At 66.8% G+C, this 12301-nt stretch carries 17 protein-coding genes and 1 pseudogene; 8 read left to right on the top strand and 10 right to left on the bottom strand.

The genetic code is table 11. The annotated features are described in order from the left end of the window. Positions 1 to 17: 17 nt before the first annotated feature. The 4 genes from D620_RS0105650 to dksA all read right to left on the bottom strand — a co-directional run bounded on the left by D620_RS0105650 (position 18) and on the right by dksA (position 3057). Positions 18 to 428 carry a DUF4112 domain-containing protein gene (locus D620_RS0105650; RefSeq protein ID WP_026091986.1) on the bottom strand — a complete coding sequence of 137 codons (411 nt, stop codon included), beginning with the start codon at positions 426 to 428 and terminating at the stop codon, positions 18 to 20. Positions 429 to 445: 17 nt separating this feature from the next. Then, on the bottom strand, positions 446 to 1888 hold the full coding sequence (locus D620_RS0105645; RefSeq protein ID WP_233991992.1) for an ABC transporter substrate-binding protein: 1443 nt from the start codon (positions 1886 to 1888) through the stop codon (positions 446 to 448). Between the two features lie 106 nt (positions 1889 to 1994). After that, positions 1995 to 2372 (bottom strand): PilZ domain-containing protein, encoded by a 378-nt coding sequence (locus tag D620_RS0105640; RefSeq protein WP_026091985.1) that lies wholly within the window; start codon positions 2370 to 2372, stop codon positions 1995 to 1997. Between the two features lie 226 nt (positions 2373 to 2598). Then, a complete protein-coding gene (gene dksA / locus D620_RS0105635; RefSeq protein WP_026091984.1) occupies positions 2599 to 3057 on the bottom strand; it encodes an RNA polymerase-binding protein DksA in 459 nt (152 codons plus the stop codon). Positions 3058 to 3343: 286 nt separating this feature from the next. Here dksA and D620_RS0105630 point away from each other — a divergent pair, with 286 nt between their 5' ends. Next, positions 3344 to 3664, top strand: coding sequence for a sel1 repeat family protein (locus D620_RS0105630; RefSeq protein ID WP_017664818.1), 321 nt, complete (start codon positions 3344 to 3346; stop codon positions 3662 to 3664). A 205-nt stretch (positions 3665 to 3869) separates the two neighbouring features. Here the strand turns inward: D620_RS0105630 and D620_RS0105625 are convergent, their stop codons facing one another. The 5 genes from D620_RS0105625 to D620_RS0105605 are packed head-to-tail and all read right to left on the bottom strand — an operon-like array spanning position 3870 to position 7017. Next, a complete protein-coding gene (locus D620_RS0105625) occupies positions 3870 to 5009 on the bottom strand; it encodes a GNAT family N-acetyltransferase (RefSeq protein WP_017664817.1) in 1140 nt (379 codons plus the stop codon). Beyond that, positions 5006 to 5734, bottom strand: coding sequence for a glycerophosphodiester phosphodiesterase family protein (locus D620_RS0105620; RefSeq protein WP_026091983.1), 729 nt, complete (start codon positions 5732 to 5734; stop codon positions 5006 to 5008). The genes D620_RS0105625 and D620_RS0105620 overlap by 4 nt, the downstream gene beginning before the upstream one ends. Continuing rightward, positions 5731 to 6186: a RidA family protein gene (locus D620_RS0105615; protein ID WP_017664815.1), complete on the bottom strand. Its 456-nt coding sequence runs from the start codon at positions 6184 to 6186 to the stop codon at positions 5731 to 5733. The genes D620_RS0105620 and D620_RS0105615 overlap by 4 nt, the downstream gene beginning before the upstream one ends. A gap of 4 nt (positions 6187 to 6190) precedes the next feature. Further along, positions 6191 to 6811 carry a hypothetical protein gene (locus D620_RS0105610; protein WP_017664814.1) on the bottom strand — a complete coding sequence of 207 codons (621 nt, stop codon included), beginning with the start codon at positions 6809 to 6811 and terminating at the stop codon, positions 6191 to 6193. Then, entirely contained in the window at positions 6808 to 7017 is a 210-nt protein-coding gene (locus D620_RS0105605) for a DUF3572 family protein (protein ID WP_017664813.1), read from the bottom strand. Before D620_RS0105605 ends, D620_RS0105610 begins: the two co-directional genes overlap by 4 nt. A gap of 123 nt (positions 7018 to 7140) precedes the next feature. Between D620_RS0105605 and D620_RS0105600 the strand changes: the two genes are divergently transcribed. Beyond that, positions 7141 to 7503 carry a response regulator gene (locus D620_RS0105600; protein WP_026091982.1) on the top strand — a complete coding sequence of 121 codons (363 nt, stop codon included), beginning with the start codon at positions 7141 to 7143 and terminating at the stop codon, positions 7501 to 7503. A gap of 6 nt (positions 7504 to 7509) precedes the next feature. Here the strand turns inward: D620_RS0105600 and D620_RS0105595 are convergent, their stop codons facing one another. Beyond that, on the bottom strand, positions 7510 to 8085 hold the full coding sequence (locus D620_RS0105595; RefSeq protein ID WP_017664811.1) for a Pycsar system effector family protein: 576 nt from the start codon (positions 8083 to 8085) through the stop codon (positions 7510 to 7512). Between the two features lie 151 nt (positions 8086 to 8236). On the opposite strand from D620_RS0105595, the gene D620_RS0105590 reads away from it, so the two are divergent. The 6 genes and pseudogenes from D620_RS0105590 to D620_RS0105565 form a co-directional block, all read left to right on the top strand. Beyond that, positions 8237 to 8479: an acyl carrier protein gene (locus D620_RS0105590; protein ID WP_026091981.1), complete on the top strand. Its 243-nt coding sequence runs from the start codon at positions 8237 to 8239 to the stop codon at positions 8477 to 8479. Positions 8480 to 8481: 2 nt separating this feature from the next. Next, a complete protein-coding gene (spt, locus tag D620_RS0105585; RefSeq protein ID WP_017664809.1) occupies positions 8482 to 9720 on the top strand; it encodes a serine palmitoyltransferase in 1239 nt (412 codons plus the stop codon). A 304-nt stretch (positions 9721 to 10024) separates the two neighbouring features. Beyond that, positions 10025 to 10483 carry a hypothetical protein gene (locus tag D620_RS0105580; protein ID WP_017664808.1) on the top strand — a complete coding sequence of 153 codons (459 nt, stop codon included), beginning with the start codon at positions 10025 to 10027 and terminating at the stop codon, positions 10481 to 10483. A 116-nt stretch (positions 10484 to 10599) separates the two neighbouring features. Further along, positions 10600 to 10968: pseudogene (locus D620_RS0105575) on the top strand (terminase large subunit domain-containing protein); the annotation flags it as partial. Next, on the top strand, positions 10964 to 11362 hold the full coding sequence (locus D620_RS14740; RefSeq protein WP_033376288.1) for a DUF2793 domain-containing protein: 399 nt from the start codon (positions 10964 to 10966) through the stop codon (positions 11360 to 11362). The pseudogene D620_RS0105575 and the gene D620_RS14740, both read left to right, overlap by 5 nt. A 181-nt stretch (positions 11363 to 11543) precedes the next feature. Beyond that, on the top strand, positions 11544 to 12301 hold a 758-nt coding region (locus D620_RS0105565), incomplete at its 3' end, for an outer membrane protein (RefSeq protein ID WP_033376286.1).

The raw sequence follows: 12301 nt of genomic DNA, 5'->3' as shown, positions 1-12301 counted from the left end.
CGCGCCGCCTGAGGAAACTAGCCCTCGATCACCCGCGTCTCGGGATGGTGCTTGTCGAGATGCCTGGTCAGGATCCTGAGGTTCCGGCTGTTCGAACGGAACAGCAGGTCCGCCGCATCGCCCACCACGGGAATCGCGCCGATCGCAGTATCGAACAGCACATTGGCGCCCATCCTTGCGAGCTTCCACTTGGGCAGGCCGAGGTTCCTCGCCTCCCACACGATATAGGCGCCCATGGCGGCGGTCACGACTTCGCCAAGCACCGGCACCAGACCGATGATCGCATCGAGGCCGACGGGCATGTTCACGCCGGGAATGGTGAAGCTGCGTTCCAGCAGCCGCTCCATGATCGCCACCCGCGCGCGCACCGATGCAGGATCGGTGCCGGCGGGAAGCGAAAAGCCGAGCGGTTCGGGGCGGCGGGGCATGGGCTGTTCCATATCCCCTATGTGGTGGGCTGCGATAGCGGGAACAAGGGGTGGAAGGCGAAGGCGTTGGGCTGGAAATTGCCGAGCGTGCCGCGCACCAGCGACCAGCGCACCGGCACGCCGAGCGGGATATAGACCTCGCTCTGGGCGAGCGCGGCATGGGCTTCGGCGAGCAGCACCTCGCGCCTGGCGGGATCGCGGGTCGCCTGCGCCTGCCTGACCAGCGCATCGGCGGCCGGCGCGCAGAGCCCTGCGCCGAGGCGGCAGTTGAACTGGTTGAGATACCACACCGGCGAGACATAGCGCGCCAGCACGTCGCGCAGTTCGAGATCGGCCGGCTCACCCGGCGCGGCGCGGCGGGTGGTGACGCCGATCGTCGCCCAGGCCTCGGCGAGCTGGCGGAACAGGATGTCGCTGCCCGCGCCGCGCGGCAGGGCGAGGCGCACCACAGGCGCGCGGCCCGGCCCCTTCCACGCATCAACCCGCGCTGCGGCGATGCGGCGGCGTTCATCGATCGAGGCGCCGGCCCAGCGGTCCTGGCCATAGGTCGGCGCGGCGAAGGCTTCGGGCGGAACGATCCAGCTGTTCTCGCGCCAGCCGCCAAGCCCGAAGGCCTGGATCAGCGCCTGCCGGTCGATCGCCATCGACAGCGCCTCGCGCCGCGCGGGATCGGACAGCAGCCCCGCCTCGCGCCGCACCGTCAGCCCGAACAGGCCAACGGTCGGATCGACCTGCACCGTCCCGCGCGACAGCGGCCCGGCGATGGCGGTGGCCTGCGGGAAATCGACGATGCTGCCGCCCAGCACGATATCGACATCGCCGCGGGCGAAGGCCTCCACCGCCGCACCCGCCGCAAGCGCGCGGACGGCGATCGGACGCGCGACCTCTTCCCAGTCCTGCCTTGCGGGAAGCCCGCGGGTTTCGGGGGGCAGCGCCGAGAGCCGCGCGTTGCCATCGCCCTCCCCGCGCGACATCGCCATCGGTCCCGCGCCGCTCCCGCCGCGGGTCAGCCCCATCTCGCTCTGGGCGAGCAGGCGCAGAAAATCGGGCATCGGCGCGGTCAGCTGCACTTCGATCACCCGGCCCGTCATCGCCCGGATTTCGCGCACATTGCCGAGATCGAGCGCGAGCGAGGTGCCTTCCAGCCGGGCCATCGTGCGGCGCAGCTGGTCGCGCACTTCGGGCGCGGTGATCTCCTCGCCGTCCGGCCAGCTGCTGTCGCGCAGGCGGAAGATGTAGCTGAGGCCATCGTCGCTGACGATCCAGCGTTCGGCGATCGCGGGGACGACCTGCCCCGACTGGTCGAGCGCGACAAGCCCTTCATGCGTGGCGCCGCGCAGCAGCTGGGCCGCCGGCGCAAGGCGCACCCCATCATCGAACATCCCGGCCGGCGTGCCGATGATCGCGACCGCGACTGCCCCGTCGCCCGCACCCGCGCCGCAGGACGCAAGTGCCAGCACGGCAAGCGGAAGCAGGCAGATTCGCATTCGCCAAGGCCTAGCAGCTTGCAAGCCCGAGGTCAGCGTCAGCGATCATGCCAGGGCACGGTAGTGCCCCGAAAATGGTTCAGATCTTGCGCAGCGTCGTCGGTTCGGGCGGACGCGGAGCGCGGTGGGCCCACGAGGGCGCGGTTCCCGGCGAAGCCGGATCCTCGCCGCCCTGCAACGGACGGCGGGCCTTCTGCGAATCGATTTCCTCGTCGAAGGCGACGCCGAAGCGGTTGTCCTGCACCCAGGCGACGGTCCCGCCGACCGCGCCGATATTGCGCAGCTCGACCGAAACGCGGTGACCGCGCTGCACGCGCAGCTGGCCCTCGCCCATCATGCCGCCATCCGAAAGATTGCTGACGCGCACACGATATGCCTCGGCGTTCTGTTCGACGCGAATGTCAGCCAGCAGAAACAGGCTGTCACGTGCGACACTGCGTGTCTCAACCCCCGTCATCTTCCGGATAACCTCCCGAGCAGAATGGCAATGCCGTGTGTCTGTAAGGGGCGCGGGATGCGACCTCGCCCGTGTGCGTCGTTGCTGGTGCGCCTTTCGCAGTTAACGGGCAGTAAAGCGTGACCCCCGTGGAGCGCTGAAGATGAGGTGTGTCCCAAGGCGGAACAGGTTGTCCGGCGCTGTTGAAAAGCCGGCTTTCCTGCCGCTGCCCGCCGCCGTGCGGCGATCAGTCGTCGCGCGAGACCTTTTCGCGCCGTTCGTGGGCTTCCTGCGCCTCGACCGTCATGGTCGCCACGGGGCGCGCGATCAGCCGCCTCAGACCGATCGGATCGCCGGTCACCTCGCAATATCCGTATTCGCCGGAATCGATGCGCCTGAGCGCCGCGTCGATCTTGGAGACCAGCTTCCTCTGCCGGTCACGGGTGCGCAGTTCGATGCCCCAGTCGGTCTCGCTCGATGCGCGGTCGGTCAGGTCGGCCTCGCGGATCGGGCCATCCTGGAGCGATTGCAGCGTCTGCCCGGCCGCCGAGTGGATCGAGCGCTTCCATTCGATCAGCAGCATCCGGAAATAGGCCTGCTGGCGCTCGTTCATGTATTCCTCGTCCTCGCTCGGGACGTAGTCCGGGGCAAGAAGACGCTTGGCTTTTTCGAGAACATCAATGTCGTCAGACGCGGTGGATGGCATCACGCACTCTCATTCCGTGAGCCGCCGGGGAGACCGTCGCGTCCTGACGCCATGAATTTTTTCATTGGCTCACTTGGTCCCAGCAAGCGGAAAGCAATGCGCGCCCTATAGGCAAGCCCCCGAGGGCGCACAAGCGGCTTTGGCACGCAATATGGGGGCAAATGCGCGCGGAAAAACGCAAGGGCTACAAGGCGCAAACCGCGTTAACTAATTTTTGACCATAATTGCCGCACCTTGCCATCACGGAAGGCCGCCGAGGGGGGTGGCCGGGTGAAGGGGAAGTGACATGAACATCATCGCGATCGGAGCAAATGCCTCCCGCGAGAACCCGGGCGAGGGGCTGATCGGCGGCTGGCTGGCCGGTGCCGGCCGCGGCGATGCGGGGTCATGCTATGACCTGGGTGTCGCCTTCTCGACGGGCAGCAACGGTGCGCCGTGCGATCTGATCGAGGCACACAAGTGGTTCAACCTGGCCGCCGCGCGCGGGCACGAGGAAGCCGCCCATTGCCGCGCCGACATCGCCGAGGAAATGACCGCCCGCGAAATCGCCGAAGCCCAGCGCCGCGCGCGCCAGTGGCTCGCCGAAGGCCGTCTGCGCGCGGCCTGAGCATTGCGCGCCCTTGCGGGGGCCCGCGCTCCCTGCCGGCATACCGGATCGAAAGCGTTTTCCTACACGCCCCGATTGCGGCACTATCGGCAGATGGTCCGCCCCAATCCCCTGGTTCGCGCATGTGACAAGCCGGTCTGCGGGGCGGGCGGAATTTCGCCTCAGGACAGTGTCTCATGTGTCTCCTACACGGCGGGAGACGGTCTCACTCGCCCTTGCGGAACGGGGTGCGGCTGCCGAGGTAGAGCTGGTCGCTGGCAACGCCCGCCCGCTCGCGCCCGAGGAAGTCGGCAACCGCGGCGCGAAACCCGGGATCGGCGATCCAGTGCGCGGACCACGTCTGCACCGGCTCGTAGCCCCGCGCGAGCTTGTGCCCGCCCTGCGCCCCTGCCTCGACCCGCGCGAGGCCGCGCGCAATCGCAATGTCGATCGCCTGGTAGTAGCACAGCTCGAAGTGCAGGAAGCGCACCTCGCGGGTGCAGCCCCAGTAGCGCCCGTAGAGCGCGTCGCGCCCCGCGAAATTCAGCGCGCCTGCAATCGGCTGCGCTCCGTCATAGGCAAGGATCAGCACGATCCGCTCGCCCATCCGCTCGCCCAGCAGCGAGAAGGCCTCGCGCGTCAGGTAGGGGCTCCCCCATTTGCGGGCTCCCGTGTCCTGGTAGAACACCCAGAACGCGTCCCAGTGCTCCTCGCGGATGTCGGAGCCGGTCAGGTGGCGGATGGTGAGGCCCTCGGTTGCGGCCGCGCGCTCCTTCCTGAGGTCCTTGCGCTTGCGCGAGGAGAGCGCGCCGAGGAAGTCGTCGAAGCTGGCATACCCGCGGTTGAACCAGTGGAACTGGATGTCCGAGCGGGGCATCCAGCCGGCCGCCTCGAAGAGCGCAAGCTGGGCCGGTTCGATGAAGGTCGCGTGGGCGCCCGACAGGCCGTTGCGGAGGCACACCGCCTCGGCGCCCTTGAGGAGGTGCGGGGCGAGCGCGGGGTCGGTGAGCAGCAGGCGCGGGCCGGTCGCCGGGGTGAAGGGCGCGGCGATCTGGAGCTTGGGGTAGTAGCGCCCGCCTGCGCGGTGCCAGGCATCGGCCCAGGAGTGGTCGAACACATACTCGCCTTGGCTATGGCCCTTGGCATAGGCGGGGAGCGCCGCGAGGAGCGTGCCGTCATCGGCGGTGATGGCGATGGGTGCCGGCTCCCAGCCGGTGCCGGGGCCGACGCTGCCCGAGTCCTCCATCGCGGCAAGGAAGGCGTGGGAGACGAAGGGGTTGTCGCAGCCGCCCAGCGCGTCCCACTGGCGCGCATCGAAGGCGCCGACCGAGGAGGCGATGCGGACGGTGAGCTCGTCTCCGCTCACGCCAGCCCGTCCCCCTCGGCGATCAGGGCATCGGCGAGCGCGAGGCCGGTGGCGCGGGTCGCGGGAGAGCGGATGGTCCAGGTGAGCAGCGGATGCCCCCCTGCCCGCCACGCCGCCGCCTCGGGCCGGCCAAGGTCGCTCACGTCGATGGCGAGGAAGTCGGGTGCTGCCGCAGCCACGGCATCAGGTGAGCGCCACACCCCCTCGAAGCCGTTCCCGTAGCTGTCGGTGCCGACCAGACCGCGGCAAACGGCAGGGGCTTCGGAAGCGAACCAGATCGACACTTTGGGATCGAAGCTCATAACCGCAACGTCATGCTTGTAGGAGTCCAGCAGCCATGCCACCGAAGCGCAAGTCCATTCGACATCGTAGCCGGTGCGCGACTTGATCTCGATCAGCAGCGGCACGCGTCCGGCCACCACCTCGAGGAACCGCGCCAGCCGCACCGGATGCTCGCCGGTGCCCAGGAGGTGGAGCGCCTCCATCGCCTCGGCGGTGCGCTCGGCGACCACGCCCGCCTCGCCGGTCAGCCGGGCGAGGTCCCAGTCGTGGAACACGATCGGGTGATCGTCATGGCTGCGCTGGATGTCGCACTCGATCCCCATGCCGCGGGCGATGGCGCCCTCAGCGGCGGCGAGCGAGTTCTCGGCCACGCCCGGCCCATGCAGCCCGCGGTGGGCAAACTCCCACTGCGTCAGCCAGCCGGGAGCGGGCCTTGCGCTCATGCCTTGAGGGCGATCACCGCGTCGACTTCGACCGCCGCCCCGCGCGGCAGGGCCGGGACACCCACGGCAGCGCGGGCGTGCTTGCCTGCCGCGCCGAAGACCTCTTCCATCAGGTCCGAGGCGCCGTTCGCCACTTCGGGCTGGTCGGTGAAACCCGCGGTGCAGTTGATGAAGGCGCCGAGCTTGACGATCCGTTCGACCTGCTCGAGCAGCCCTGCCGCCTCGAGCTGCGCGACGATCATCAGCGCGCAGGCCCGCGCCGCCGCCTGCCCCTCGGCAACCGAGACGTCATCGCCAAGCCGGCCCTTGACCACCTGCCCGTCGACGAAAGGCAGCTGGCCCGAGACATGGGCGAAGCCGCCATGCACCACCACCGGCACATAGCTCGCCACCGGCGCTGCGGCCTTGGGCAGGGTGATGCCGAGTTCGGCGAGTTTGGCGGCGATCGTCATTGTGTCAGTTCTCCAGTCGTTGAAGCAGCCATGGCAGGGCCTCGTCCCAGCGGTCGATCCGGGCCTCGGCGTGGCCTGCCTTGTGTGCGCAATCAATGGCATGGGCGATCATCGGCTCGCCGCACAGGTGCAGCCGCGTGACCTGCGGGGTGAACTCGGCAACGCTCGCATGGTGCTGGGCGAGATCGTCGATGAACAGCGCGCGGGTGGGGGCATACTCGTCGATGATCGCCTTCAGCGCCGGTCCCTTGGGCCCCTGGTTGGTGAACACCCGCGCATTGATCCCGACCTTGGCGAGCTGTTCGGCCCGCGCATCGCGGTGATGGTCGACAAGGTTCGTCAGAATCACCACGTCGGCCTTCTCGGCAAGGGTATTGATCCCCTCGACCGCGCCGGCGATCGGCTTTTGCGAGTCCATCTCGTTGTCGAAGAAGCTGCGCAGCATCCGCCAGATATCGGCCGGCGCGAGCAGTTCGCCGCTGTCCTGCCAACGCAGCGCCTCGGCGAAGTTGTGGCCTTCGAGGTGGAAGCTCACGCCCTGCGAAGCCTCCAGCCAGTTCTTGAAGGGGGCGACCATGTGCAGCAGCACCTCGTCGCAGTCGGAGATGATCAGGGGGCGGGTCATGCTTGCAAAGCGTCCTTGGCGGCGACCAGTTCCTCGGGCGTGACGGCAAGCGCCTCTGCCGCGCGGATCAGATCGGGTTCGTGGTTGGCGAGAAATTCGAGCGCGCTGGCAAGCACCATCGGATCGCCCAGCCCGCTGCGCAGCGAATCGGGATCGAGCCCGGTCAGTTCAAGGTATCGCGCGGCGCGATCCTCGCACTCCAGCACCCAGCCGAGCGCAGCCAGCGCCAGCCCTTCGGGATTGCGGGGCTCGGATAGGGGGCGAAGCGGGATTGTCCTGTCCTTCGGCTGGGAGTAACGAACGGGTCGGGTGGCAAATCGGGGCGTTCAGTGACAAAGCGGATCATGGTTGTCGAGGACAATGACCTCAACCGGAAATTGTTCTGCGACGTGCTTCGCGCCAACGGCTTCGAGGTGGAACCCGTGGCGGAAGGCGACAAGGTGCTCGACACCGCGCGCGCCGTCTCGCCCGATCTCATCATCATGGACATCCAGCTGGGCGGCGTCTCCGGCGTCGATCTGATCGAGGCGGCCAAGCGCGACCGGCGGCTGGCGGCGATCCCGGTGCTCGCGGTGACCGCCTTCGCCGCCAAGGGCGACGAGGAGCGCATCCGCGCGGCGGGGGCCGAGGGCTATCTTTCCAAGCCGGTCTCCATCGGGCCCTTCATGAACGCGGTCAACGCGCTGGTGTGACCCGCCTCAGACGTAATGCGCCGCCATCTCGATCACGAAGGTGATCGCGGTCAGGCACATGCCGAACATGAAGCTCTTGTAGGCATAGGCGAGGAACCGGTACTTCTTGCGCTGGAGCACCTGCCCGTTCTGGTAGATGTCGTGGAGCATGGTGCGGAACACGGTTTCATCGGCGTGCAGTTCGGCGAGGATGGAATCGATCCATTCCTGTTCGTCGAGGCCGGTGAAGGTGCCGAAAAACAGCTTGTTGACCTTGCCGTTATTGAGCTTTGCCGCCGCCGGGCTGCTGACCGCAGGCAACACCGCGAAAACCGCACACATCGCCGAGATGAAGGCGAACAGCGCCAGCATTCCCAGCGACCAGGGCAGTTCGCCATTGCGGGCCTGCCCGACGGTGATGGTGAAGACGAGAAAAGTCGCCCCCATCAGGATCGAGGCCTTCTGGTCGGCCATCTGACTGAGCGACAGGTTGATCTGCTGCGCGGTGCGCACCAGATGGATCGCGTGATTGGAATAGCCCGAAGGCGACGGCAGCGAAGGCGCTGCCTTGGGCGCGGCGGCCCCTGTGACTTCATTGCCCATTCTTTCCCCCCGGAAAGGCCCTGCGGCCGAAGCCTGCACGGCGAAAGCTTGACAAGCTGCATCATCCGCCGTTTTGCAGCCGTAATAGAGGGCTAGAGCCCGCGCCACAACCGACACGCCGCATATGCCGTCCAACGAAAGCACGAACGCCATGACCCCCGCAGACGTCGACGCCAAGATCCGCACCCTGATCGAGCCCTTCAACAAGAAGGGCATCGCCATCGAGGATGCGACCACCTTTGCCGGCGATCTCGAATTCGACAGCCTTACCGTGATGGATTTCGTCGCCGAGATCGAGGACGAGTTCGACGTCATCATCTCGATGAACCAGCAGGCCGAGATCGAAAACTGGGGCCAATTGGTGGCGGCAGTCCACAAGTTGCAGGATAGCTGATAATGGCAACCGCCATGAACGACACCACCGCCGCTGCCGAACCGGTCGATCTGCTCGCCAAGTTCGATCCCATCATCCAGACCCGCGAGCAGCTGCTTGCCGCCGGGGTGGAGGATCCGTTCAACCTGGTGATGGAGCAGGTGCTCTCGCCCACCCGCGCGATCTGCAACGGGCGCGACACGATCCTGCTCGGCACCTACAACTACATGGGCATGACCTTCGATCCAGATGTGATCGCGGCCGGCAAGGCGGCGATGGAGGATTTCGGAGCGGGGACCACGGGCAGCCGCGTATTGAACGGCACCTTCCGCGACCACCGCGATGTCGAGGCCGCGCTGCGCGAATTCTACGGCATGGACCACGCGATGGTCTTCTCGACCGGCTACCAGGCCAACCTCGGCGTCATCTCGACGCTGGCGGGCAAGGGCGATTACATCATCCTCGACATCGATAGCCACGCCTCGATCTGGGATGGCTGCGCGATGGGCAATGCCGAAGTTGTGCCCTTCAAGCACAATGATGTCGAAGCGCTGGAGAAGCGCCTGAAGCGCATCCCCGAAGGCGCGGGCAAGCTGGTGGTGCTCGAGGGCGTCTATTCGATGATGGGCGATGTCGCGCCGTTGCAGGAGATGGTGCGCATCTCCAAGGCGCACGGCGCGATGGTGCTGGTCGACGAGGCCCATTCGATGGGCTTCATCGGCGCGCACGGCCGCGGCGTCGCCGAAGAGCAGGGCGTGATCGATGATGTCGATTTCATCATCGGCACCTTCTCCAAGAGCGTGGGCACGGTGGGCGGCTTCTGTGTCTCCAACCACCCCAAGTTCGAGGTAATGCGCCTGGTGTGCCGTCCCTATGTGTTCACCGCCGCCCTTCCGCCCGCCGTGATGGCAAGCTCGGCGACCTCGATCCGCAAGCTGATGCATGGCGGCAACAAGCGTGCGCACCTGTGGGAGAACAGCCGCACACTGCACAAGGGCCTTATCGAGCTCGGTTTCCAGCTGGGCACCGAAACCCCGCAGAGCGCGATCATCGCGGTCATGATGCCCGATCTCGAAAAGGGCGCGATGATGTGGGAAGCGCTCTTGAAGGAGGGCCTCTACGTCAACCTCGCAAGGCCTCCGGCAACGCCTGCGGGCATGACCCTGCTGCGCTGCTCGCTGTGCGCAGAGCACACGGCCGAGCAGGTGCAGACCATCCTCGGCATGTTCGAGCGCGCCGGCAAGGCGATCGGGATCATCTGACGGCATTTGTCGCGCTGCCGCGCGAAGCAGCCTCCTCCCCCGGTCCACCTGCCCGCCCGGCCACCAATGATACCATGGGCTATGTTGCGCGCCGTCAATACGGTATGCGCAACGAGATTGCGTGGCAGCCCTTGTCGGTGGATCGTGAAACCGAATGTGTCAATTAACCTGAATGGTTATTTTGATTGACATCGTCACGCTTATTGGTTATCAAAGGACATCATCCAGAAATAGCGATTCGCCAGCGGGCGGCGCTTCCCACCGGAAGCGCTGCCCACTTCCGTTCGCCGAAGGAGTGGCGCCCATGGCCAAGATCGTGCCTGCCCGTTCCGACCGTGACGGAGCCGCCTGCGGGCAGCATTGGCAAAAGCGGTTCCTCGACACCCTCAGCGCAACCTCGAGCCTCGATCGCGCCGCGACGACCGCCGGCGTCAGCATCGCCGAAGCCTGCCAGGCGCGCCGCGACCAGCCCGAATTCGCGCGCGGCTGGCTGGCGGCCCTGGCTGACGGCTATCTCGGCCTCGAGCTCGAGGTGGTCCGCCGCCTGCGCGACGGCGATGCCAAGACCGCCGATGGCGAGAAGTTCGACTTCCCCAACGCGATCCGTCTGCTCGCCGCCCACCGCGATCACGCGGGCCGCGCGGCAAGCCAGGTGCGCGATGTCAGCGCCGCCGAAGTGCGCGCCTCGATCGACCGCAAGATCGAGGACATCCGCCGCCGCATCGCCCGCGAAAGAGCCGCAGCAGAAGGGAAGGGCGAATGAGCGGCCCCTATGACGAGATGATCGACCAGATCGCCGATCCCTATAAACCCGACATCGAGAAGGCCGATGGCGAACGGGTTTACCGCGAGCTGACCGAGGACCTCGATCAGAACCAGATGAATAGCTTCGACTATCTGTGGGAATACCTCGCCCGCAAGGAACAGCTGCCCCCGCCGGGCGATTGGCGGGTGTGGATGATCATGGCCGGCCGCGGCTTCGGCAAGACCCGCGCGGGTGCCGAATGGGTGCGGATGATCGCCGATAGCCACCCTGACGCGCGGATCGCGCTGGTCTCCTCCTCGCTGGCCGAGGCGCGGGCGGTGATGGTCGAGGGCGAAAGCGGGCTGCTTGCGGTCTGCCGCCCGGGCCACAAGCCGCATTTCGAACCCTCGCTCCACCGCATCCGGTTCGAGAACGGGGCGCAGGCACAGCTGTTCTCGGCCGCCGAGCCGGAGACGCTGCGCGGGCCGCAGCACAGCCATGCTTGCAGGGCAGGCGCAGAAGGAATTCTTCGTTAACGAGGCGCTGAGCTTGCTCGATGCGCTCCACGCCCGCGCTGTCACCGCCTCGCAGGCGGCTCCGCCGGCAAGCCCGCTGGACGGCGCGTGCTACCGGGTGACGGCGACCGCCACCGGTGCATGGGTTGGCCAGGAAGGAAAGCTGGCGGTCCGCATTGCCGGTGCCTGGCACTTCATCCCGCCCGCAGACGGCATGGTGATTTACGACCGCGCGGTCGGCGCACTTGTCATCTTCCGGACACAATGGCAGCCGGCTGCGGTGGTTGCCGCAGCGTCCGGTGGAACGGTTATCGACGTGCAGGCGCGCAACACCCTGACGGCGTTGATTACGGCGCTGAAGACCATGGGTGTTCTCGCCTAGAGGCTCCCATGAATCCTGCGAATGGCGGATTACCGCCGCTTTTGGGGTTACATTTTTATCCACAAGGCCTTTTCAGCGACATTCTTGCAACACCACAAGGGCATTGACTGCTTGCCTCGCGCGGGGGGAAAAGATAGAGAAAGCGAGTGCCTCAAGTTTAACGCAAAGGGGAAATCCGGAAATGCGCAAATTCGTCATTGGAATGGCGATGGCTTCGACCGCGCTGACCACGCCCGCCATGGCCCGCGACGGCCAGTGGTATATCGAGGGTGATGGCGGCGTCATGGTGGTCCAAGACCAGTCGATCGATGTCAACGGTGCTGCGGACGACGCGGCGGCCAATTATGACACCGGCTACGATTTCGGCGGGATTGTGGGCTATGACTTCGGCGGCTTCCGCCTCGAAGCCGAAGCCAGCTACCGCGCTGCCGATCTTTCGGAAGTGACCGCCGGCAGCCAGGGCCTCGCGCTCAACCCCGCGCAGGGCGCGCCGGGCGGCTTTAACACCTTCACCGGCACGCGCGACGCGCTGGGTGAAGTCAACGCGCTGAGCTTCATGCTCAACGGCCTCGTCGATTTCGGCGATGACGACAGCGTTCAGGGCTTCGTCGGTGGCGGTGTGGGCGTGGCCCGCGTCGACATGGACGGCCGCGTGAATGCCAACGGCCCGGGCGTGTGGAACGATTCGGACACCGGCTTTGCCTGGCAGCTTCTTGCGGGCGTCCGCGCGCCGATCAGCGACTCTTGGGATGTCGGTCTGAAGTATCGCTACTTCCGCGCGACCGACGTGAACCTCGTCGATCCGTTCGGCCGCGACCTCGACACCAGCGTCGCCACGCACTCGCTGCTTGGCACGATCACCTACAACTTCGGTGGCGAAGAGCCGCCGGTGGTTGCGCCGGTTGCGGTGACCCCGCCCCCGCCGCCCCCGCCGCCCCC

Origin of the sequence: Porphyrobacter sp. AAP82 (genome assembly GCF_000331285.1) — a bacterium.
Taxonomy (GTDB): Bacteria; Pseudomonadota; Alphaproteobacteria; order Sphingomonadales; family Sphingomonadaceae; genus Erythrobacter.
This window is presented reverse-complemented; position numbering and strand designations above follow the sequence as displayed.

What these genes read in the sequence shown, in the direction of transcription:
- D620_RS0105650 (WP_026091986.1), bottom strand. Translation starts at nt 428, where the DNA reads ATGCCCCGCCGCCCCGAACCGCTCGGCTTTTCGCTTCCCGCCGGCACC.
- D620_RS0105640 (WP_026091985.1), bottom strand. Translation starts at nt 2,372, where the DNA reads ATGACGGGGGTTGAGACACGCAGTGTCGCACGTGACAGCCTGTTTCTG.
- dksA (WP_026091984.1), bottom strand. Translation starts at nt 3,057, where the DNA reads ATGCCATCCACCGCGTCTGACGACATTGATGTTCTCGAAAAAGCCAAG.
- D620_RS0105630 (WP_017664818.1), top strand. Translation starts at nt 3,344, where the DNA reads ATGAACATCATCGCGATCGGAGCAAATGCCTCCCGCGAGAACCCGGGC.
- D620_RS0105620 (WP_026091983.1), bottom strand. Translation starts at nt 5,734, where the DNA reads ATGAGCGCAAGGCCCGCTCCCGGCTGGCTGACGCAGTGGGAGTTTGCC.
- D620_RS0105615 (WP_017664815.1), bottom strand. Translation starts at nt 6,186, where the DNA reads ATGACGATCGCCGCCAAACTCGCCGAACTCGGCATCACCCTGCCCAAG.
- D620_RS0105610 (WP_017664814.1), bottom strand. Translation starts at nt 6,811, where the DNA reads ATGACCCGCCCCCTGATCATCTCCGACTGCGACGAGGTGCTGCTGCAC.
- D620_RS0105595 (WP_017664811.1), bottom strand. Translation starts at nt 8,085, where the DNA reads ATGGGCAATGAAGTCACAGGGGCCGCCGCGCCCAAGGCAGCGCCTTCG.
- D620_RS0105590 (WP_026091981.1), top strand. Translation starts at nt 8,237, where the DNA reads ATGACCCCCGCAGACGTCGACGCCAAGATCCGCACCCTGATCGAGCCC.
- spt (WP_017664809.1), top strand. Translation starts at nt 8,482, where the DNA reads ATGGCAACCGCCATGAACGACACCACCGCCGCTGCCGAACCGGTCGAT.
- D620_RS0105580 (WP_017664808.1), top strand. Translation starts at nt 10,025, where the DNA reads ATGGCCAAGATCGTGCCTGCCCGTTCCGACCGTGACGGAGCCGCCTGC.
- D620_RS14740 (WP_033376288.1), top strand. Translation starts at nt 10,964, where the DNA reads ATGCTTGCAGGGCAGGCGCAGAAGGAATTCTTCGTTAACGAGGCGCTG.